Below are 20,912 nucleotides of genomic sequence, written 5' to 3' on the forward strand. Positions count from 1 at the left end.
GTCTCATCAGATCGCAGGAGTCGCTACAGCGACTTGCCGTTCTTCGGGTCCGTTGTATTCGCTGAGCGGCCGGATCAGGGAGTTGGAGGCCACCTGTTCCATGATGTGGGCGGTCCAGCCGGTGATGCGGCTGGCGACGAACAGCGGGGTGAACGTCTGGGTGTCGAAGCCCATGAGGTGGTAGGTGGGGCCGGCGGGGTAGTCGAGGTTGGGTTTGATGGCCTTGGCCTCGTCCATGGCCTGCTCGAGCCCGTTGTACAGTCCCAGAAGTTCCGGGCGTCCGTAGTGGGCGATCATCTTGTCCAGGGCGGCTTTCATGGTGGGCACGCGGGAGTCGCCGTGCTTGTAGACGCGGTGTCCGAATCCCATTACCTTCTTTTTCTGTGCGAGGGCGTCGTCCATCCATGCCCGGGCACGGGTGGCGGCTTCCTCGAGGGACTCTTCGCTGCGGATGCCGATTTCATCGAAGGTGTGCATCACGGCTTCGTTGGCTCCTCCGTGCAGCGGACCCTTGAGGGCGCCGATCGCAGCGGTCACCGCTGAGTGCAGGTCAGCGAGTGCGGAGGTGACCACGCGGGCGGTGAAGGTGGAAGCGTTGAAGGAGTGCTCTGCGTACAGGATCATCGAGACGTTGAACGCCTCCACCACTTCGGGCACCTGTTCTTCGCCGAACGTCATCCAGAGGAAGTTGGCCGAGTAGTCCAGGTCTTCGCGGGGCTCCACGGGTTCCTGGCCGCGGCGTCGGCGTTGGTCGTAGGCAACCACGGCGGGCATGGCAGCCCAGAGGTCGATTGCTTTCTTCATGTTCGCCTCGGGGGTGGAATCCTCGGCCAACTCGTGTCGGGCGCCGAGCACGGAGGCAGCTGTTCGGCACACATCCATGGGGTGGGCGCTGGTGGGAAGGGCGTCTATCACCTGTTTGACCACGGGGTCCAACGCGCGGCCGGCGCGTTCCCGGGCAGTAAAATCAGCCAGCTCTGCGTGTCCCGGCAGTTCGTCGTTCCACAGGAGGTACGCGACTTCTTCGAAGCTGCATTTGGCGGCCAGTTCCTGGACCGGATAGCCGCGGTACAGCAGCGAGTTGGTGTCCGGGTTGACCTTCGAGACGGCGGTGTAGTCCACCACGACGCCGGCCAATCCTTTACGAACTTCGGGCGCTTGCACTACTTCCTGCTGAATGGTCATCGTGACTCCTTTGTCATTGTGAACAACGAGGGCACTTCAAAGTTGAATATGCCGGTATCGAATTGGTTGTATGCCTCGTAGTCGACGAGTTCGTAGAGGCGCGCACGCGTGAGCATTTCGCCGACGCGTACCTCTTGAGTACCCAGCCTCTTGAGGGTGTTCAGGGTTCCTTCTGCCGCCCGCATGGCAATGCGGAGGAGGGTGACGGGGTAGATGACCATGTTCACGCCGACTCCTTGGAGTTGGTCCACGGTGAAGAGCTCGCTTTTGCCGAATTCGGTCATGTTGGCCAGGATCGGTACGTCCACGGCGTCTCGGATGGCCTGGAATTCGTCCAGGGTGGCCATGGCTTCGGGGAAGATCGCGTCAGCGCCGGCGTCCACCAGTGCTTTGGCGCGGTCCTGTGCGGCTTGGATTCCTTCGACGGCGCGGATATCAGTTCGGGCCATGATGAGGAAGTTCGGGTCCCGGCGGGCGTCTGCTGCGGCGCGGATCCGTTTGGTGGCGGTGTCCAGGTCAACCACGTTCTTGCCGTCCAGGTGCCCGCAGCGTTTCGGGTTGAACTGGTCCTCGATGTGGCAGCCGGCCAGGCCCGCATTCTCGAGTTCCTGGATGGATCGGGCAACGTTCATGGGTTCGCCGAAGCCGGTGTCCGCGTCAACCAGGGAGGGCAGGTCCGTCATGCGGGCGATCTGTCCGGCCCGGGTGGCTACCTCGGTGAGGGTGGTGAGGCCGATGTCCGGCAGGCCGAGGTCGTTGGCCAGGACTGCGCCGGAGATGTAGACCCCGGCGAAGCCTTTTTCCTCGATGAGCCGTGCCGAGAGCGGGTTGAACGCGCCCGGGAACTGCTGCACAGTCCCGGAGGCCAGCAATTCCCGCAGCTTCACCCGCTTCTGTTCGGGAGTGACTTTCGAGTACAGCATTTAGAACAGTCCCTTCGGAGCTGCTTCGAGGTTGATCACGCCGGGGGCGGCGGTGATGTTCAGCTGGTCCAGTTCGCCTTCGCCCAGTTCGGTGACGCGTGCGACGGCGGTGAGGAACCTTTCGATTTCGGATTCCTCAACGAGTCCGGCAGCGAGGGTGCGGAATTTGTTGACGTATTGCTCGCGGGCGAACGGCCGGGCGCCGAGGGGGTGGGCGTCGGCCACGGCGATCTCGTCCGTAATGATGGTGCCGTCGTTGAGGGTGATCTCCACGGAACCGCCGAAGGCCTTCTCTGCAATGTCCAGGGAGTGGTACCGGCGGGTCCATTCCGGGTCTTCCACGGTGGTGACCTTGTGCCAGAGTTCCACGGTGTCCGGACGGGCAGCCCGTTCCGGGGCGTAGGAGTCCACATGGTGCCACGCACCGTCCTGGAGGGCGACCGTGAAGATGTACGGGATGGAGTGGTCCAGAGTTTCGCGGGACGCGGTCGGGGAGTACTTCTGGGGATCGTTCGCGCCGGAACCGATCACGTAGTGCGTGTGGTGGCTGGTCTTGATCAGCACCGAGGCCACGTTGGCGGGATCGGCGGTTTCCGGGTGCTCCTTGTGGAGCTTGCGGGCGAGGTCGATCCACGCCTGGGCCTGGTACTCGGCGGAGTGTTCCTTGGTGTAGGTGTCCAGGATGGCGCGCTTGGCTTCACCGGGCAGCGGCAAGGGGACCTCGTAGGAGGCATCGGGGCCGTCGAGCATCCAGGCGATGACGCCGTCTTCGCCTTCGTAGATCGGCACGGGGGAGGTCTGTCCGCGCATGGAGCGGTCCACGGCCTCGACTGCCATCTTGCCCGCGAACGCCGGAGCGTGGGCCTTCCAGGTGGAGATTTCGCCCTTGCGGGACTGCCGGGTGGCGGTGGTGGTGTGCAGGGCCTGGCCCACGGACTGGAAGATCGTCTCAACATCCAGTCCCAACAATGTCCCGATGCCTGCGGCGGCGGAGGGGCCAAGATGGGCCACATGGTCGATCTTGTGCTTGTGCAGGCAGATGGCCTTAACCAGGTTCACCTGGATCTCGTAGCCGGTGGCGATGGCACGGACCAGGTCGGCACCGTTGGAGCCAACGTGCTGGGCGACGGCCAGGATCGGCGGGATGTTATCGCCCGGGTGGGAGTAGTCCGCGGCCAGGAACGTGTCGTGGTAATCGAGTTCGCGGACGGCCACACCGTTGGCCCACGCCGCCCACTCCGGGGAGACCTGCTCTTCGATGCCGAACACTGAGGCGCCCTTGCCATTGGCAGACGGGGAATGGGTCAACGCCTGAGCGCGGGCCGCGACGATCGGTGCCCGGTTCAACGAGGCGATGGCCACCGAAGCATTATCGATGATCCGGTTAATCACCATGTCAGTGACCTCGGCGGATACATCGACGGTGTCCGCGGCGACTACGGCGATCTTGTGCGCCAACTGCTCCTCACGGGGCAGGTTCTCTTCAGACTTAGAGACGCGGACTTTATAGGTTGGTGTCATTGATTCATCCTGAAATTTGGTAGTCGGGAACGTCGGCGCGCTCGGATGGTCCGTTTGGTATATCTCGGAGCCGGGAAGACTAGTTTCGGTAGAGTAAAAGTGCTTCGCCTTGGCCGCCGCCGCCGCAAAGGGCCACTGCTGCCCTTCCGGTGCCGCGGCGGAACAGTTCGTTTGCTGCGTGCAGCGCAATCCGCGCTCCGGACGCGCCGATTGGGTGGCCCAGCGCGATGGCTCCGCCGTGTATGTTGCAGCGGTCCAAGGGAATGTTCAGTTCTTTGAGGGACTGCACAGCGACAGCTGCGAAAGCTTCGTTGATCTCGATGAAATCGAGTTGCTCTACTGTCCACTCCGACTTGGCCAGTGCGGATGAGATGGCATGTGCTGGCTGCGAATGCAGTGAGTTGCCTGGACCCGCCACCTGGCCGGGAGCGCCCACAACTGCAAGTACCTGGCAGTTGAGGCGTTCCGCATTTGCCCGGCTGGTGAGGACAACGGCTGCAGCACCGTCGGTGAGTGGGGAAGCATTGCCCGCTGTTATGCTCCCATTTGCGTCGAAAGCTGGAGGGAGTTTGGCCAAGGTGTCCACGCCTGTGGCGGGGCGCACCTGCTCGTCATGTTTGAGGACTCGAGGCTCTTCCCTTTTTAGCCTGACGGTGATGGGAACGATCTCGTCGTTGAAAATCCCTTCCTGGGCAGCTTGCGCGGCTCGCCGGTGTGACGCTGCTGCAACTTCGTCCTGCTCGAGCCGTTCAATACCGAGAACTTCGTTTCCGCGCTCCGTCAGAATCCCCATGGAGACGGCCTCCTGGGCGTCACTGAGCCCATCCCGAACGAGCGAATCTTCCATGATCCCCTGGCCGTAGAGCCAACCCTGGCGTGCCCCCGGCAGCAGGTGCGGACTCCTGGTCATGGACTCCTGTCCCCCGGCCACAACCACTTGGGCGTCTCCGGCACGGATAAGGCGGGCGGCGTCAATAACGGCGGTAAGACCCGAAAGGCATACTTTGTTCACGGTCGTTGCGGGCGCTTCGGGCGGGATGCCGGCTTTGAGCGATGTCTGGCGGGCGGGGTTTTGACCTGAGCCGGCTTGGACTACTTGCCCTATCACGACTGCGTCGACCAAAGAGGGATCGATTCCTGCCTTTTCGAGTGCCCCGCTTACGGCAGCCGCGCCGAGATCGACGGCTGTCAGGCTGGCCAGTTGGCCGTTTAGCTTGCCGTGTGGGGTTCTGGCTCCCCCTACGATCACCACGTCGTCCGGTCGTGGCGGGATGTGTTTTGCTGGCGATTGCTTGTTCATGTGTGTCCTTCGGGATAAGTCGTGGGCTTCCGGGATGGAGTTGTCGCTTACCGACATGCCATCCGCAGGGCGCCGTCCATGCGGATGGTTTCCCCATTGAGGTAGTCGTGCTCAATGATCGAAAGGGCGAGCTGCGCAAATTCCTCGGGGCGGGCCAACCGTTTAGGGAATGTGACGTCTGCGGCGAGGCCGTTGCGCACCTCTTCACTCACGGACGCCATCATGGGGGTTTCAACAATGCCCGGTGCAATGGTGTTCACTCGTATGCCGAACGGAGCCAGGTCCCGCGCAGCAGGCAACGTCAGGCCCACGATTCCGGCCTTTGATGCGGCATAGGCGGATTGGCCTATTTGCCCTTCAAACGCCGCGATCGAGGCAGTGTTGATGATGACACCGCGCTGTCCGTGCTCATCGGCGGCGGTCTTCGAGATTGCTTCAGCTGCGGCCGACAGAACGTTGAATGAACCGACCAGGTTGATTTGGACAACTTTCATGAAGAGCGCGGAGTCATGGACTCCTCTCCTGCCGAGAATTCGCATTGTTGGCAGGATCCCGGCACAGTTAACAACGGTTCGGAGTGGGAGTCCAGCTGATGCCTTCTCGATGGCAGTACGGACCTGTCCTGGGTCGGTGACATCGGCGGCGAGGTACTCCACGCCGCTCACGGGCTCAGCGTTCTGAATTGATTCCTCCAGATCCACGGCGAATACCGAGCAGCCATTCAGGGCCAGTGCACGAGCGGTTGCCGCGCCCAGCCCAGAAGCGCCACCGGTAACGATTGCTGCTGTGTTGTTGATTTCCATTGAGGTGCTCCTCCGTTGGGGTGTGCTGAAGTAGGTCGCGGGGGCATCAGCCGAATGCAGAGATCCCGGTTACCGCCCGGCCGACCAAGAGGGCGTTGATTTCGTAGCTTCCCTCGTACGAATAGATGGCCTCGGCGTCCGCAAAGATTTTCGCCATCTCAAAGTCGGTACTGATTCCGTTTCCGCCAACGATGGACCTGCCAAGTGCAACGGTGCTGCGCATCAGACCTGTACAACTCGCCTTAGCCAGTGCCGCGTGGTCCATGGTGAGCCTCCCCGATTCCTCGAGCCGGGCAAGCTGGATCATGAGAGAGAGCGACATGGTGGCGTTTCCGGCCATTCTGGCCAACTGTTCCTGAATGAGTTGGAATGACGCGATGGGTTTGCCGAACTGTTTCCTCTGCAAGGCATAGGACCGGGCAACGTCGAATGCTGCAAGCTGCTGTCCCACCGCCTGCCAGCTGACCCAGACCCGGGAGTGCAGGAGAAGGGAATTGGCGTCACGGAAAGTGTTTGTTCCGGGCAGCCAGTTGGTGAAGGGAATTCGAACGTTATCCAAAGTGATGTCGGCGTTTTGGATTATCCGAACGGCGGTCTTGTTGGTGATTGCCTGTGTATGGAAGCCTTGGGTGCCCTTTTCTACGATAAAGCCCTTGATTTGCCCGTCTGCGGTGTCACGGGCCCACACTAAAACGTAATCAGCGAAAGTGGCGTTTCCAATCCACCGCTTATGGCCGTTCAAGATCCATTCGCCGCCGTCTTGGGTCGCCGTCGTCTGCATTTCCCGTGAGATGTCGGATCCGTGCAGCGGCTCTGTGAGGGCGAATGCTCCAATTTTTTTGAGCGACAGCAGCTCGGGAAGAATTCTTCGGCGATGGTCCTCAGACCCGAGTTCCCTGATGGCGGCGGTGAAGAGCTCGTCATGCACCCCGAAGAAGGTGGAGATGGAGGTATCAGCACGGGCGAATTCCATCTGAATCAGGCCCGCTAGCAAATGTCCTTGGCTGTTCAGGCAGGTCAGTTGCTGTTCGGCAAGACGGGGAAGGAGTTCGAAGGGGAATTCGGCTCTGTTCCAATAGTCAACAGCTATGGTCCGTACCTCGCGCTGAAAGAAGTCCCGTACGCTCTGGAGCCTGGCGTATTCCTCTGCGGTGAGGAGGTCGGAGAGGAACAGAAGGTCGGCTTCAGGGTATGGCGGTAGGTCCTTATGCTGGGCAGTGGCTGTGCATACCGTCGGTACTGCCTCTTTGAGCACTGGCATTTTTCCTCTTTTCTTATCAGGGTCAGCTAATGGTGGATTTGTACTACTGGAGCTTGCCGATGGATCTGAGTTGTTGTTCGGATATGAGGATCTGGAATCCCGACCCCTTGTCCACCACTTGCCGGCCGAAGCCATGCCCCTGCTCGAGCCATATGACGCGGCCGTCTGTCGAAACTGTCTCAACGACACCCATACGAAGAATGCGTCGGTCCTGCCAAACATGAACCATGGCTCCGATGAGGATGGTCCAGTCAGTGACCAGGAAGGCTTGGTTCGTCTCCATGTCCGGCCTGTCTCATGTCTCTCAGGTTGGCTGCGGGCGAGCTCTATAGAAATGCGAGCCCTGGTTCGCGGAGCAGAGCAGCGGTGTCAGCCAGCAGCTGAGAGCCTTGCTGCCCGTCTATGATGCGATGGTCGAAAGAGAGAGCCAGTTGAAGGATGGACCTTGGTTCGATCCTTTCCCCGCGTTCGTCCTCCACAACCCAGGGAGTCCGACGGACAGTTCCGACCGCCAGGATCGCAGCTTCCCCGGGGTTGAGTATGGGGGTTCCGGAATCGATGCCGAACACGCCGATGTTAGTGATGGTCACGGTGCCTTGGGACATAGCCTGCGGTTCTGTTTTGCCCGCACGGGCCGTAGCTGCCAAGTCTCCAATCGCTCCCGCTAGTTCGAGGAGGCCCATCTGCTGGGCGCCTTTGACGTTGGGAACCATGAGACCGCGGGGTGTGGCTGCCGCGATGCCTAGGTTGATCTGCGCGAATTGCACGATCTCCTGAGCTCTCTCGTCCCAGCTGGCATTTGCTTCCGGCGTTCTTTGAAGTGCCTTCAGGAAGGCACGCGCTACGAAGGTCAGAGGCGTGAGCTTGATTCCTGAGAATTCTCTGCGGCGACTGATTTCGGCCTTCAGTTCCAAAGTGCGTGTGATATCGACGGCGACGAATTCTGTGACATGCGGTGCCGTGAATGCTGACTGGACCATCGCTGCGGCAGTGTGTTTACGAACGCCCTTAATGGGAATTCGGATGTCGCCGGGGGTAACGGTTCCTGCAGAGGCCGGCTGAACTGCAGGAGTGTTGGATGTACTGACTGAGTGTGCCGCCCTCAGCACATCTTCGCGGGTCCTTATTCCATCGTTACCTGTTGGTTCGATAGTGTGAAGGTCCAATCCCAGGTCTTTCGCCAGCTTCCTCACCGGCGGGCTTGCTTTGGGCCGGCTCACCGATACTGCGGGAGCGTGACGAAATTGCTTATCTGGTCCCGTTATGCGCGACCGCCGTCGTTTGGCCACGGTTTCCCGGGCCCCATAACCCACCAACAGCTTCGGGTTCCGATCATCGGCCACGGAATCCTTCGCATCCGTGGATGGCTGGTTTGTGCTGGAGTTTTCGGTCAACGAGGTCGTTATGCTGATGATCGCGCGTCCCACATCAACTGTTTCGCCCTGTTCGGCCAGCAGTTCGCGGACTTCTCCTGCGAAGGGACACGGTAGTTCCACCAGCGATTTTGCGGTTTCAATCTCCACAATGGCTTGGTTGACCGTGACATGGTCTCCGCTCTTGACCAACCATTTTACGATTTCTGCTTCTGTGAGGCCCTCACCCACATCCGGAAGGGCAAATTCTTTGATAGTCATGGTTCCGGTTCCGTTAGTAGTTGAAGCTCTGGTCAACGGCGTCGAGAATGCGGTCGAACCCGGGCAGCCAGTCTTCTTCAAGCCGGCTCGGTGGGTACGGCGTGTCGTAACCGGTTACCCTGATGATTGGAGCCTCCAAAGAGTGGAAGGCTGCATCTTGGACTCGGGCGGCGATCTCCGCGCCCAATCCTGCCGTGCGGGAAGCCTCGTGGGCGACGACCAGACGACCGGTGCGTTCTACTGACTCGATGATCGTGGCATCATCAATCGGGGACAGCGATCGGAGATCAACAACCTCAACGCTGCGGCCTTCTTCGGCGCATACGTCGGCGACTTTTTGGGCCACGGGAACCAGGGCCCCGTAGGTTACAAGAGTCAAGTCATTGCCGGGTCGGACGACAGTTGCCTTCTCCAAAGGCTGAGGCGCCCGGGCTGGGTCTACCTCGCCTTTGAGCCAGTAGGAACGTTTGGGTTCGAGGAACACCACAGGGTCCTGGCTGCGCACTGCCAAACGGATCATGTCGTATGCCTCCTGCGGCGACGACGGGCTGACCACCTTCAGGCCTGCAGTATGGGCAAAATAGGCTTCCGGAGACTCGGAGTGGTGCTCGATCGCGCCGATACCTCCTCCGACCGGTATACGGATTACGACAGGCAGACTCACTCTGCCCTCTGATCGGTGCCTGTACTTTGCGAGCTGAGTAATGATCTGGTTCATTGCAGGAAACACAAAACCGTCAAACTGGATCTCGCAGACCGGTCGATAGCCTGCCATTGCGAGACCTATGGCACTTCCGATAATCCCTGCTTCACCCAGTGGAGAATCCACGACCCTTAGATCGCCGAAGCTCTTTTGGAGCCCGTCGGTGACTCTGAAAACTCCGCCCAATTGGCCGATGTCTTCTCCGATCAGCATGACTTTGTCATTCTCTTCCATGGCCTCCCGCAACCCGGCGTTCAAGGCGTGCGCGATCGGCATTGTGCTCAGCTGCTTGCTCATTCTGCTGCCTCCACAAACGCCTTATGGTCATTCATTTGGCGTTCAAGTTCTGCTGTGATGTCGGTGTACGTAGTTCTAAAGGGCAGATCGGGGGCAGGGTCCTTGGCGGAGCGGCAGCCGGCCCTGAGCCTTTCGGCCAATTCCTGTTCTTCCTGGGCGATCCGATCCAAAAACGATTGATCGATAAGTCCAGCTGCTGTCAGGTAGTTGCTGAGGCGTTCGATTGGGTCCAGTGATGCCCATACGTCGTTTTCTGCGCCTGAGCGGTAGCGTCCGTCATCGTCCGAGGTTGTGTGCGGATTGCGCCGGTACGTGAATGCTTCGATGAGCGTTGGGCCATTCCCCGCTCTGGCCGATGCCATTGCATCGCCGGTTGCCGCCAGGCATGCAAGGACGTCGTTGCCGTCGACTCTTATGCCGGGAAAACCGAACCCTTGGGCTCGCTGTGCGACGGAAACCCGGCTTTGGACAGAATAGGGAGCCGAGATCGCCCATTGATTGTTTTGACAGAAGAAGACAACGGGAAGATTCTGGGCCGCAGCCCAGATGAACGCCTCGTTGGTTTCTCCTTCGCTCAAGGCCCCATCACCAAGGAACACCAGGACCGCACGGTCACGTTCAGGATTGCCCGTCCCGACGTCACCGTCGCGCACTATGGCCATCGCATATCCCACTGCATGAAGGGTTTGGGCGCCAATGACCAGCGTGTAGAGGTTGAAGTTGTTCTCTGTGGGATCCCAGCCACCAAGGGTTGTGCCTCGAAAGAGTCCCAAGAGGTTTACCGGATCCACCCCACGGCACCACGCCACACCGTGTTCTCGGTAGGTAGGAAAAACTACATCCCTTTCCGCCAGTGAGGCAGCGGCTCCTACTTGTGCTGCTTCCTGACCCAGCAGGGATGGCCACAGTCCAAGTTCTCCCTGGCGTTGCAGCGCGATTGCCTCGGTGTCGACCCTGCGGGTCATGATCATGTCTCGCAAGAGGGCAGCGCCATCTACGGTGTCCTGATCAAGAGACAAATCAGGGTGTGATAAAAGGGTTCCATCCTGGCTTAGTAGCTGGATTGGTTCGGCAGTCATGCGCGGCCTCCTGTTGCATCGGCAAGACGGCGCTGCACAATTTCCCGAGCTGCCATTGCCGGGGATTTCGAACCATCCCGTGCTGTGCTGAGCATCTCGGTGACGGCGGCGCCGATCATTGCAATTCGGGTACTTACTTCTTCTGCGCCTGGATCGCAGACCTCGGATGAGACCTGAATCAAGCCACCGGCGTTGGCAACGTAATCGGGTATCCAGAGGGTGCCCTGTGAGTGGAGTTGCCTTTCACCCTCCGCAGTCAGTAATTGATTATTGGCAGCACCACAAACCAATCGCGCCCTCAGGGAGGGGATTGTCTTTTCGTTTAGGGTGGCTCCCAAAGCACAAGGAGCGTAGACGTCGACTTCCTGATCCAGTACTGCAGACGCTGTGGCTATCCCGGGATTAGCTTGGACGGTGCGCTCCACTGCCTCGGGGTCACGATCGGCAAGGACCACTTTCGCACCTGCGTCCACGAGCAGACGGACAAGCTGGCCCCCAACTTTTCCCGCACCTTCTACACCGACGCTGCGGCCCGAAAGCCCCGCACTGCCCCAAAGGTGGACCGCGCCGGCTTGCATGGCCGAGTACACACCCAAGGCCGTAGAAAACCCGCTGTCTCCGGATCCTCCCGTGTTGCGCCCTACCACCCAACGGGTTTGGGAACCAATGATGTCCATGTCGGACGCCGTCGTCCCCACGTCCCCTGCAGTGATGTATCCGCCTTCAAACGTGTCCACGAACCTGCCGTACGCTTCAAGCAGCTCCCGAGACTTTCGGGCCCGAGGGTCCCCGATGATTACCGCTTTGCCACCGCCAAGCGGAAGTCCAGCAGCGGCTGCCTTGAGCGTCATTCCCTCGGACAACCGCAGGACATCTGTGAGGGCTTCCTTTTCATCCCTGTAGGGAAAGAAGCGTGTTCCCCCCAGTGCCGGGCCGAGGGAAGAGTCATGGATCGCCACGATCGCCCTCAGTCCCGTATCTCTGTCACGAATGATCCGTACTAGTTCGTGACCGCTGGTCTGATCAACGTCGACGTCGAAGGTACCGTCCCTGCCCATGTCGGGGTTGATCAATAACGCCGCACACACGTGGTGCCTCCTGATGCCGGATAATTGGATCCAATATGGATCTGTTCCACAATCGTGAGGTAAGCATGGTGATATGGTCAACACATTCTTTAGCAACTAAACGAATCGCTCACTTAGTGCGATGCGCTCGAAGAGGCAGCTGAACAAAATGATCACCATTGACAAGCTCGACGCTGAACTCCTCAAGCGGCTGCACAGTAAGGCCAGGGTGGGAGTGGCGGAACTGGCAGCGCAACTGGGAATTTCACGGAATACGGTCTTGGGAAGACTTCAACGGCTGGAAGGCGCAGGGATACTCAAGGGATTCGCCCCCGTGATGAACCTGGAGGCAGCGGGCGTCCCCGTCCAGGCCTTCATTGGCTTGGAATTGGACCAGCGCCAGCTCGCAAAGGTGGTCGATGCCCTCAGCAGGATCCCGGAGGTTCTTGAAGTCACTACGCAGGCAGGACGCGAAGACCTCATGGTCCGGGTTGCCTCCACCACCCTGCAGGGAGTTCAGTCCGCTGCAGCCAGAATGGTGGACATTCCCGGCGTTCGGCACACCAACACAACGCTTACGGTCTCCACCCCGCTGCCCTATCGGGTTCAACCACTCCTGGACCATCTCACTAAGGACTTAGGATGGGGCCGATCCACTCCCCTTCCCGCCAGCCCGGAAGTCGACGAGAACTAGGCTCAATAATTGGATCCAAAACTGGAAAAATTGAATACACTAGGCTCATGACGCACACAGGTTTTGCAACGAAATACACGACGGCGGCTGCGACGCCTACCCGGCCCACTCTTCGGGGCTCGTTCGGCATGAGCGCCTCCACCCATTGGTTGGCTACGGCGAGTGCCCAGTCTGTTTTGGAACGCGGGGGCAACGCGTTCGACGCAGCCGTAGCGGCTGGCTTCGTGCTGCACGTCGTTGAACCCCACCTCAACGGGCCCGCTGGTGACATGGTGGCGCTCTACGCACCCAAGGGCCGGGATCCGCGCGTCCTGATGGGTCAGGGACCAGCCCCGGCGAGAGCCACTATTCAGCACTTTGCCGCGGAGGGTCTCGATTCAGTGCCTGGTGCCGGCGCGCTTGCGGCAGCTGTCCCGGCGGCCGTTGAAGCCTGGATGACATTGCTGGCCGACCACGGAACGTGGGAATTGGCAGAAGTGCTCGAGTACGCCATCCACTACGCAGAGAATGGTCACCCTATAGGTCATCAAGCGGCGGCAGTGATCGGCACCATGGCAGTGCATTTTGAGCAACACTGGCCTACTTCCGCGTCGCTTTGGATCCCGGACCAGAAACTTCCCGCAGCGGGGGACAACGTCAAAAACGTAGCCTACGCCAATGTCCTTAAACGATTGATTGAAGCCGGTAACGCGGCTAATACGCGCCAGGGCAGGATCCGTGAATCCCTCAAGGAGTGGAAGGAAGGTTTTGTCGCCCAAGCCCTTACCACTTTCGCACGCAGGCCCCATAGGCACTCGTCCGGAACAGATCACGCGGGAGTTATCGGCCTCAGTGACTTCTCTGACTTCAGCGTCTGCATCGAAGAACCGGTATCCATGGACTTCCGTGGGACGACTGTTCTCAAAGCGGGTTTCTGGTCGCAGGGACCGGTACTTTTGCAGTGTCTGGCTATCCTTAAGAATTTTGACGTTGAACATTTGGATCCGTCAACAGCCCTCGGCGCCCACACCATCATCGAAGCATTGAAGCTCGCCATGGCTGACCGGGATTCCTTCTATGGGGACTCGCGTGCGGAGCCGGCGGATCTAACAGCCTTGTACTCCGACTCATACGGCAGGGACCGGGCTCAGCTCATTTCGGACTATGCGTCAAAGGACTTCCGGCCGGGAGCTTTGCCCGGAATCCCTGCCCACAGGCCCCCGCTTATTAATGCCCTTGATTCGACATCCGCGCTGGGCGCCGGCGAACCCACCGTCCGGATAACGGGCGAAACCCGGGGAGATACTTGCCATCTGGACGTCGTCGACAGATACGGAAACATGGTCAGCGCGACGCCATCGGGCGGCTGGTTACAGTCCTCCCCCGCGATCCCCGAGTTGGGCTTCGCCCTCGGGACTCGACTGCAGATGACGTGGCTGGACGAATCCTCGCCTTCGGCACTCCGCCCGGGGGCCAGGCCCCGAACGACACTAAGCCCCACGCTGCTGATGCGAGATGGCCGTGTGGTCGCTTCCCTGGGATCGCCGGGCGGTGATCAACAGGATCAGTGGCAGTTGCTCTATCTGCTCAGGACGCTTGTAGGTGGGTATACGCCCCAGGAAGCGATAGACGCACCAACCTTCCACACCAGCGCCCTGGCCAGTTCGTTCTGGCCACGAACGTGGAACGCACTGGGTGTCATTGCCGAGGATCGTCTTCAACCTGAGGTCCTGGCCGAGTTAAGGGAAAGGGGCCACGACGTGACCATGGTCGACGGCTGGTCCCTGGGGCGCCTATCGACGGTCCTCAGGGATCCCGAGACCGGTCAAGTCAGTGCGGCCGCAAACCCACGAGGCAATCAGGGCTACGCCGCCGGTAGATGACCTTCGTTCTCTGCACTGCTTCAGTTACTACATCCCTACAGGTAGTTCATTCAGATAGGATCCAATTGACTGAAATGCGTTAGCATCGATCTTGGAGGACCCAATGACTGACCCCACTGACAGTGATACCCGCCTTCAACCAACCGAAGGGCGGGCACGCACCGTCGACTTTCTGGTCAACGCACTTCAGGAGCGAATTAGCGACGGCGAGTTCGGCGTCGGGTCGTGGATTCGGCAGGAAAGATTGGCCGAAGAATTCGGGGTCAGCCGGATGCCAATACGCGAAGCGCTCCACCGACTCCAGGCACTCGGCGTCGTCGAGATTGTCGCAAACCGTGGCGCCCGCGTGAAGATGCCCTCCATGCGCGATATTGCAGAAGCCTTTGAGGTTCGTGGCGTACTTGAAGGCCATGCGGCATTCCGCGCGGCACGCGGCTGCACTCAGGCCGAAATGGACAAGCTCCATCAGGCAGGGCAATGGTTTGAAGCGGCCGCCGAAGAAGCGCGCAAGGGATCCAACGAGAAGGCCAAGGAACTTTGGTACAAAGCCAATGAGCTCTTCCACGGCACCGTTATCCAAGCTTCCGGCAACAGGCAGCTCAGCTTGAGCATCAACGCCCTGCATCATCGGATGCCGAGAAACCTGACATGGTCAGCGCTCGGAGGGGACCCTCGATTGCTCAGCGACAATGCAGAAGAGCACCTGCGCATCGCGGACGCAATCGAAGAACGGGACTCCGAATTTGCGCGCAAACTGACCATTGAGCACAGCGCCCGAGCACGGGAACTTGTCGAAATTCACGTGGGATCACAAACGCAACAAGGCTGACAGTTACTGCGGTCATAACTTTGAGTCATTTTGGATCCAATTCTTTGTACTTTGGATATCATCAGCTTATGACATATCCAATTGATAGCTCCTTTGCCATGACTCACCCCCTCCGCCGGCTCACTGACTTGAGTGGGGCGGCACTGTGAAAGCCAGAAATCGCCCCAAGGTAGCGACGATTCACCTTTGGCTGATGCTGGGTTTGACGTTCTCCACCGGCGTGGCCGACGCCGTGGGATACCTTGGCCTCGACAAGGTGTTCACCGGCAACATGACAGGGAATGTGGTCATCCTTGGTATGGCTCTGGCCGGCGCGGATGGACTACCGATTGTTGGCCCTGCCGTTGCGCTTGTGGGGTTTATGGCCGGCGCAGCAATAGCCGGGCGCGCACTTCGAGGGCTGAAAGCAGCATGGACCGCCGTCACCACCGGGATCCTGCTGGGCGTAGGCCTGGCCCTGGCCGCACTGGCTGTGTATCTGGGCCTCGAGTCCGCCGGAGCCCCGGAATTGAGTGAAATCATTGTCGCCGCCGTTATAGCAACGACAATGGGTGCCCAAGCCGCCGCCGCCCGACACCTGGGCGTCAAAGATGTCACTACGGTGGTCGTTACCTCGACCATTACCGGACTCTCTGCGGATTCGTGGTTGGCGGCCCGCATCTCCCAGCCGTGGCCACGGCGCCTACTGGCTGTTTTGCTCATCAGCGCCGGCGCAACGGTCGGCGCGGTTCTGTTAACAGTTCACCTGGCCCTTGGCATCGCCCTTTCAGCAGCAATCACCCTCGTCGCAGCCGTGGTTGGCCATCTTTTGGGGCGGCAGACGCCGGTGCCCGAGTCGGAAACTCAGGTCGCCGCAGTTTAGTTGCACCGCGCTCAGATAAATCCATAGAACCGACTGTGCGGATCGAAGGCCGCCGACCACGAGCTGGCCGGCGGCCTTACCCCAGCGAATTCTATGATGCCCTGCCTGCGCCAATGCTCTTTTCGGATTGCTACACTCGTCCCCGGCTGGGTTTCAAAATTGATGAGCCCGGATATCCCCCCGATCAGGGCGGCGGCGCGACTTTCATTGCCCGACTGCCACGCCGTCATGGCCGCTGCAAGTACCTCCGGGCGAGTGATCCCGGCAGCCATTCCAACTGCTCCAGCACGGAGATCCTCCACCAATCCCAACCCCCCGAAGCCTCCGATGAGGCGACACGACGTTGTAGCTGCCAGATGCTGAATGGTCGCAAACGTAGGCTCAGCCTCGCATTTGATACCTGCGATGAAATCCAAGCCTGCAACGGCCATCGAGAGATCCTCGGCGCTGATCCGGATGCCCGTGGCACGCGGTAGATCCTGAACCAGGATCGGCAGTCCTGTAGCCCGGTGGACGCCCAGAAGATGATCGCGGAATGTCGCGAACTCGCTACTGGTAACCGGCACCATGATCGCCGAGAGTTGCCCCCGCAAGGCTCGCGCCAGCTGCCCGGCTTCCAGCAACGCTTCACTTTCACTCACCGACACAACCGACCCTACTACCGGTATTTTGCCGGCAGCCTCCGCAATCACTTCCATCGACAGCAGCTTCTCACTCATGGAGAGGCTACCCGGCTCGGCGATAACACCAAGGCCTACCAGCCTTGTACATCCTCGCTCGACCAGCGTCCGCGCCAGCTGCCCCAGCGAATTCTCATCAACCCCCTTCAAATCCGCCAGAAATGGCGTTGCAACCATGCCCCATAGATCCAGGGGAGGTTCTGCGGTGAGGCCGGCGCCGGTCCGGGATGCTTCTGCGTTCGTCAAGTTCTTTCCCATCATGGAAGTGCTTCGCGCCTCTGGTGCAGCCAAGCACCCGGGCGAAGAAACATACGGTGAATTTTCCGTGACGGGTTGACGCCGCCACCAGATGCATGCGATATTCATCACATCAAATCGGATCCAATTCTACACATTTACATCCAATCCTTGGAATCGAAGCGGCCCTGTAGCAGCTCGCTCCGGCCAAGAACGGATCGACCAGGAGAGTCATGACGGACGCACAGGGCACATACCCTCCCACCCCTGGAGACAAACTGATCTTCGAAAACGAGAGGGTCCGGGTGTGGTCGATGACCATCCCCGCCCATGGCATGTTCGATTACCACCAGCATTTCCACGATCATGTGATCCTCTGGCCCGAAAACGGACACGTCCAAGGCCAGGAGCTTGGAGATGACGATTGGTCACTGGAACAAGTCGCCCAGCCCGGATACGTCGCTTTCAAGACTGTCGGTTCATCAGGACCGCTTGTTCCTCACAGGGTTCGAAGCCTCGACGATCATGCAACGACGCATTACATCATCGAGCTCATCAGCGAAGAGTCCCCCAGCACAAGGGATTTGCCCACGGTCTCCAACGACTATGGCAAAGTCACCGACTTACGCAACAGGTACTGATTCACTCCAGGGCCGTACCAGCCATCACCCGCCCTCCCCAACGGGCGGGACCACTTTAGGAGTAGGAAATATGACCGTTCAGGGCAGCGCCGCAGACGTGGCACAATCTGCTTCACCCGGACTGAAAAAGAACACCATCGGAGCCTTCGGGATGACCTTCATGGTTATCGCCGCAGCCGCGCCGATGACAGCAATGGCTTCAAACCTCTCCATCAGCCTTGCACTTGGGGTGGGTGCAGGCACAGTAGGTCAGCTAATTCTCGTGGCAGGGCTCTTGGCCATCTTCGCAGTCGGCTTCGTAGTCCTGAGCAGGCACGTCACCAACGCCGGAGCGTACTACGTCTTCATCGGTTACGGCTTGGGAAAGCGAACCGGAGCGGCGTCCGCCTTTGTGGCATCCGTGGCATACAACATGGCTGCAGGAGGGATGATCGCTGCCACCGGCTACTTCGCGAGCCTCACTGTCGAGTCTTACACCGGACTTAGTGTGCCTTGGTATGTTTACGGAACAGTCGCACTCGTAGTAACTGGATTGTTGGGTGTTCGCGGCGTCGGAATAGCCCAACGCTTCACCACAGGCATCTCCTTGATACAGTTCGGTATCATTATTGCCCTCGGCGTTGCGATCCTGCTGCAACGTCCCGAAGGATGGTCGTTGGCAGCCTTTTCTCCCTCTGCTGCATTCAACGGCAACATCGCCATTAGCTTGGTCTTCTGTGTGCTCTCCTTCGCCGGATTCGAAGCAACAGCAATATATGGGGAGGAAGCGAAAGCGGCCCGCCGCAGCATCAAAATTGCGACCTATAGTTCCCTGATCCTGCTGGCGGCCGTTTTCGTCTTCTCGACCTGGTCCATCGTGTCGGCCTTCGATGACGTTCAGTCGGTGGCTCTTGAGGATGCCGGGACCCTCGTATTCCGTACTGCTGACATGTACTTGGGTCCTTGGTCCGGCGGTGTGTTGAGTACAGTGGTGACTGTCAGCTTCCTGGCCGCGGCCATCGCCTTCCACAACATGGCCGCGAGATACCTTTTTGCACTGGGACGCACAGGCCTCCTCCCAAAACGCCTGGCCCGTACACACTCGCGCTTCGGCACCCCCTACATCAGCTCAATGGTCCAGATTGCCATTTCCCTTATCATGCTGGTTCCGTTCGTCCTGACACAGGCCGACCCCATAGTGAACCTTTTCCCGGCTGTTTCAGGCATCACATCGCTGTCGCTGACGTCACTCATGATCGGCTGTTGCGTCAGCATCATCGTCGCAAGCACCCGGAAGCTCCTTCCCGAAGGGCTCTGGGCAACCATCGTGGCCCCGGCCATCTCGGGAGCCGGACTGCTCATCATCGTGATCATCATCGTCATGAACTACCAAGCGGTCACCGGAAGCGACTCCGTAGTGGTGGCCCTAATGCCGGCCATCCCCGCTGCGGCGGCGCTCTATGGAGCCATCGCCTACAGAAGGCGCCATGCCGCGGACCTGGAGGAACATCTTAAGGAGTAGTAGGACTTGGATGCGGAGCCGCCGTCGTGGCTCCGCATCCGAACCAGCCGGCCCGACCGGCCCTCTTTTTTGTCCGCGAAGGCGAAACAGAATTCGGTTTCCGTACCCCCAACAGCCCCGAACAGACGCAGGGCTTTGAGTCCCGAGTAGAAAGCAAGCCGCATGTTCCCAGACCACGAGCCAACCAGCGACGAATCGGGCACTCATATTTCAACGCTCATGCCAGCGTTCGACTATGAAGAACTAGCCCCCGCTGAGCTGCTTCGCCCACCTCCCCAGAGGGTGCTCGATGGCTGCCTTAGCCACCTAAATCTCTCATATGCTTCCCCCCTCGGCTGGAGGCCGCTGCTTCTGGACGTACACCTTCCGGAAGGATCGAAAGGTCCCTACCCTGCGGTTGTGTATGTACACGGAGGTAGCTTTCTAGGAGGAATCAAGGCGATGGGACCATGGCAATCCCTGCCGGCGCAAGGAATAGCCGTGGTCTCGGTGTCCTACCGCCTGTCTGGAGAAGCCCACTTCCCGGACCCCGTCGAAGACATCCGCGCCGCTGTGCGATGGACCCGGAGGAACGCCGAAGCATTCAACCTGGATGCCAACGCGATCGCCCTGTGGGGAAGCTCCGCCGGTGCCTACCTCGCTTCCATGGCCGCCGTTTCCGGAGAAATTCCATTGAGTCGACCCATCGGGGACGATCTCGATACACCCACACATGTCTCCGCGGTCGTAAACCACTACGGCATCTCAGATTTCGCAAAGCTAAGTGAAGACGCGTTTGAGAATACCGAGGATGAGAAGGAAGCCCTCGCCAGAATCATTCGTCAGTTCCTTGGCTTCGATCCCATGAAGGATCCGGAAAGAGCAACCCAAGCCACGCCACTGCAAGTTGCCCTGGAACGAGGAGCTTCTCCACCGTTCCTGTTCATGCATGGAGACGCTGACCATCGCGTTGGCCTTGGCCAAAGTATTCGTTTTCACGAAGGGCTCTTGGGTCTCGGCCGGAGTTCTACGTTGGTAACGCTGGCTGGGGCCGAGCACGGAGACCAGGTATTCTCCCAACGAGAAACAGTCCAGCAGGCTATCATCTTTCTGCGGGCATCCTGGGCTGACCCAAGTACCAGAGCCCCCCGTGATTAACTCAACCAGCTCCAAGCCAGTCCAGGAACGGAGCCGTCGCTCGGCTCAACGAATACTCGGAGCCACCGAGAAAGCACTTGATCTCCACGGCTACTCGGAATTCAGTATGGCTTCGGTGTCAGCAGGCTCTGGACTGTCTATAGGCGCGCTATACGCCCATTTCGCGAACAAAGAAGCGCTGCTTCGTGAGGTGAAGAACGACGTACTGACCCGACTTGAGCTCAAACTCGAACAGCGGCTCCAAATCAGCGCCGACAGTGTTGAAAGTACCATCGATGCTTTCGTCACCGAGCTGTCAGGTGCACTCACTGATCAACGCAAGCTCTTCGCTTTCATTTTCGCGCAGAGTGTCCACGACGCTGAAATGCGGAGACGTGGGTTCCTGTTCCATCAGAGACTAAAAACAACCCTGCGCCATACCCTGCTGCTAAACCATCCCGGCCGGGACAAAGAATCCGGAAGATCCGTTGACTTCGTCTACGAACTTATGGTGCAGAGCCTTCTGATGCGTGCCACATCGTTAGGAACCGTCACCGAGGCTGAACTCGTGTATGACGGGTTTCCCAATCCCGCCGTCTACGAGAGGGAATTAATCCAGACGGTCACAGCATATCTATTGGGCCGCGTCCCGCCCCGTAAAACTCCTGCATCGGGCGAAATACACGAACCAAACCCTAACCATCCCTAGAGAGGCCA

At 59.5% G+C, this 20,912-nt stretch carries 20 protein-coding genes; 8 read left to right on the top strand and 12 right to left on the bottom strand.

What is annotated here, in order from left to right:
* Nucleotides 1–6: 6 nt before the first annotated feature.
* The 11 genes from J3A64_RS08035 to J3A64_RS08085 form a co-directional block, all read right to left on the bottom strand.
* Complete coding sequence (locus J3A64_RS08035; protein ID WP_286176226.1) at nucleotides 7–1,185, bottom strand: bifunctional 2-methylcitrate synthase/citrate synthase; 1,179 nt, start codon at nucleotides 1,183–1,185, stop codon at nucleotides 7–9.
* Complete coding sequence (gene prpB / locus J3A64_RS08040) at nucleotides 1,182–2,108, bottom strand: methylisocitrate lyase (protein WP_210064008.1); 927 nt, start codon at nucleotides 2,106–2,108, stop codon at nucleotides 1,182–1,184. Before prpB ends, J3A64_RS08035 begins: the two co-directional genes overlap by 4 nt.
* Complete coding sequence (locus J3A64_RS08045) at nucleotides 2,109–3,629, bottom strand: MmgE/PrpD family protein (RefSeq protein WP_210064009.1); 1,521 nt, start codon at nucleotides 3,627–3,629, stop codon at nucleotides 2,109–2,111.
* Between the two features lie 79 nt (nucleotides 3,630–3,708).
* Nucleotides 3,709–4,929, bottom strand: coding sequence for an acetyl-CoA C-acetyltransferase (locus J3A64_RS08050; RefSeq protein WP_210064010.1), 1,221 nt, complete (start codon nucleotides 4,927–4,929; stop codon nucleotides 3,709–3,711).
* Nucleotides 4,930–4,976: 47 nt separating this feature from the next.
* Nucleotides 4,977–5,732 (bottom strand): SDR family NAD(P)-dependent oxidoreductase, encoded by a 756-nt coding sequence (locus tag J3A64_RS08055; RefSeq protein ID WP_210064011.1) that lies wholly within the window; start codon nucleotides 5,730–5,732, stop codon nucleotides 4,977–4,979.
* A gap of 46 nt (nucleotides 5,733–5,778) precedes the next feature.
* Nucleotides 5,779–6,993, bottom strand: a complete 1,215-nt coding sequence (locus tag J3A64_RS08060) for an acyl-CoA dehydrogenase family protein (protein WP_210064012.1) — start codon at nucleotides 6,991–6,993, stop codon at nucleotides 5,779–5,781.
* A gap of 43 nt (nucleotides 6,994–7,036) precedes the next feature.
* Nucleotides 7,037–7,276 carry a hypothetical protein gene (locus J3A64_RS08065; protein WP_159734508.1) on the bottom strand — a complete coding sequence of 80 codons (240 nt, stop codon included), beginning with the start codon at nucleotides 7,274–7,276 and terminating at the stop codon, nucleotides 7,037–7,039.
* 43 nt (nucleotides 7,277–7,319) lie between these two features.
* On the bottom strand, nucleotides 7,320–8,627 hold the full coding sequence (locus J3A64_RS08070) for a dihydrolipoamide acetyltransferase family protein (protein WP_210064013.1): 1,308 nt from the start codon (nucleotides 8,625–8,627) through the stop codon (nucleotides 7,320–7,322).
* A gap of 13 nt (nucleotides 8,628–8,640) precedes the next feature.
* Entirely contained in the window at nucleotides 8,641–9,627 is a 987-nt protein-coding gene (locus J3A64_RS08075) for an alpha-ketoacid dehydrogenase subunit beta (RefSeq protein WP_286176229.1), read from the bottom strand.
* Complete coding sequence (locus J3A64_RS08080) at nucleotides 9,624–10,706, bottom strand: thiamine pyrophosphate-dependent enzyme (protein WP_210064014.1); 1,083 nt, start codon at nucleotides 10,704–10,706, stop codon at nucleotides 9,624–9,626. The genes J3A64_RS08075 and J3A64_RS08080 overlap by 4 nt, the downstream gene beginning before the upstream one ends.
* Nucleotides 10,703–11,794 carry a Glu/Leu/Phe/Val dehydrogenase gene (locus tag J3A64_RS08085; protein ID WP_210064015.1) on the bottom strand — a complete coding sequence of 364 codons (1,092 nt, stop codon included), beginning with the start codon at nucleotides 11,792–11,794 and terminating at the stop codon, nucleotides 10,703–10,705. Before J3A64_RS08085 ends, J3A64_RS08080 begins: the two co-directional genes overlap by 4 nt.
* Nucleotides 11,795–11,942: 148 nt before the next feature.
* Here J3A64_RS08085 and J3A64_RS08090 point away from each other — a divergent pair, with 148 nt between their 5' ends.
* The 4 genes from J3A64_RS08090 to J3A64_RS08105 all read left to right on the top strand — a co-directional run bounded on the left by J3A64_RS08090 (nucleotide 11,943) and on the right by J3A64_RS08105 (nucleotide 16,020).
* Nucleotides 11,943–12,467 (top strand): Lrp/AsnC family transcriptional regulator, encoded by a 525-nt coding sequence (locus J3A64_RS08090; RefSeq protein ID WP_210064016.1) that lies wholly within the window; start codon nucleotides 11,943–11,945, stop codon nucleotides 12,465–12,467.
* A gap of 47 nt (nucleotides 12,468–12,514) precedes the next feature.
* Nucleotides 12,515–14,329: a gamma-glutamyltransferase family protein gene (locus J3A64_RS08095; RefSeq protein WP_286176230.1), complete on the top strand. Its 1,815-nt coding sequence runs from the start codon at nucleotides 12,515–12,517 to the stop codon at nucleotides 14,327–14,329.
* 103 nt (nucleotides 14,330–14,432) lie between these two features.
* Entirely contained in the window at nucleotides 14,433–15,158 is a 726-nt protein-coding gene (locus tag J3A64_RS08100) for a GntR family transcriptional regulator (protein WP_210064017.1), read from the top strand.
* Nucleotides 15,159–15,303: 145 nt separating this feature from the next.
* Complete coding sequence (locus J3A64_RS08105; protein WP_307807176.1) at nucleotides 15,304–16,020, top strand: YoaK family protein; 717 nt, start codon at nucleotides 15,304–15,306, stop codon at nucleotides 16,018–16,020.
* Nucleotides 16,021–16,031: 11 nt separating this feature from the next.
* On the opposite strand, the gene J3A64_RS08110 is transcribed toward J3A64_RS08105, so the two are convergent.
* Nucleotides 16,032–16,961 carry a dihydrodipicolinate synthase family protein gene (locus tag J3A64_RS08110; protein ID WP_210064018.1) on the bottom strand — a complete coding sequence of 310 codons (930 nt, stop codon included), beginning with the start codon at nucleotides 16,959–16,961 and terminating at the stop codon, nucleotides 16,032–16,034.
* A gap of 209 nt (nucleotides 16,962–17,170) precedes the next feature.
* Here J3A64_RS08110 and J3A64_RS08115 point away from each other — a divergent pair, with 209 nt between their 5' ends.
* From J3A64_RS08115 to J3A64_RS08130, 4 genes are all read left to right on the top strand, one after another.
* Entirely contained in the window at nucleotides 17,171–17,578 is a 408-nt protein-coding gene (locus J3A64_RS08115) for a hypothetical protein (RefSeq protein ID WP_210064019.1), read from the top strand.
* Between the two features lie 70 nt (nucleotides 17,579–17,648).
* Nucleotides 17,649–19,079 (top strand): APC family permease, encoded by a 1,431-nt coding sequence (locus J3A64_RS08120; RefSeq protein WP_210064020.1) that lies wholly within the window; start codon nucleotides 17,649–17,651, stop codon nucleotides 19,077–19,079.
* A 219-nt stretch (nucleotides 19,080–19,298) separates the two neighbouring features.
* Entirely contained in the window at nucleotides 19,299–20,216 is a 918-nt protein-coding gene (locus tag J3A64_RS08125) for an alpha/beta hydrolase (RefSeq protein ID WP_286176626.1), read from the top strand.
* Nucleotides 20,209–20,904 carry a TetR/AcrR family transcriptional regulator gene (locus J3A64_RS08130; RefSeq protein ID WP_210064022.1) on the top strand — a complete coding sequence of 232 codons (696 nt, stop codon included), beginning with the start codon at nucleotides 20,209–20,211 and terminating at the stop codon, nucleotides 20,902–20,904. Before J3A64_RS08125 ends, J3A64_RS08130 begins: the two co-directional genes overlap by 8 nt.
* Nucleotides 20,905–20,912 lie beyond the last annotated feature (8 nt).

It is taken from the genome of Pseudarthrobacter sp. PvP004 (genome assembly GCF_017876035.1).
GTDB lineage: Bacteria > Actinomycetota > Actinomycetes > Actinomycetales > Micrococcaceae > Arthrobacter > Arthrobacter aurescens_A.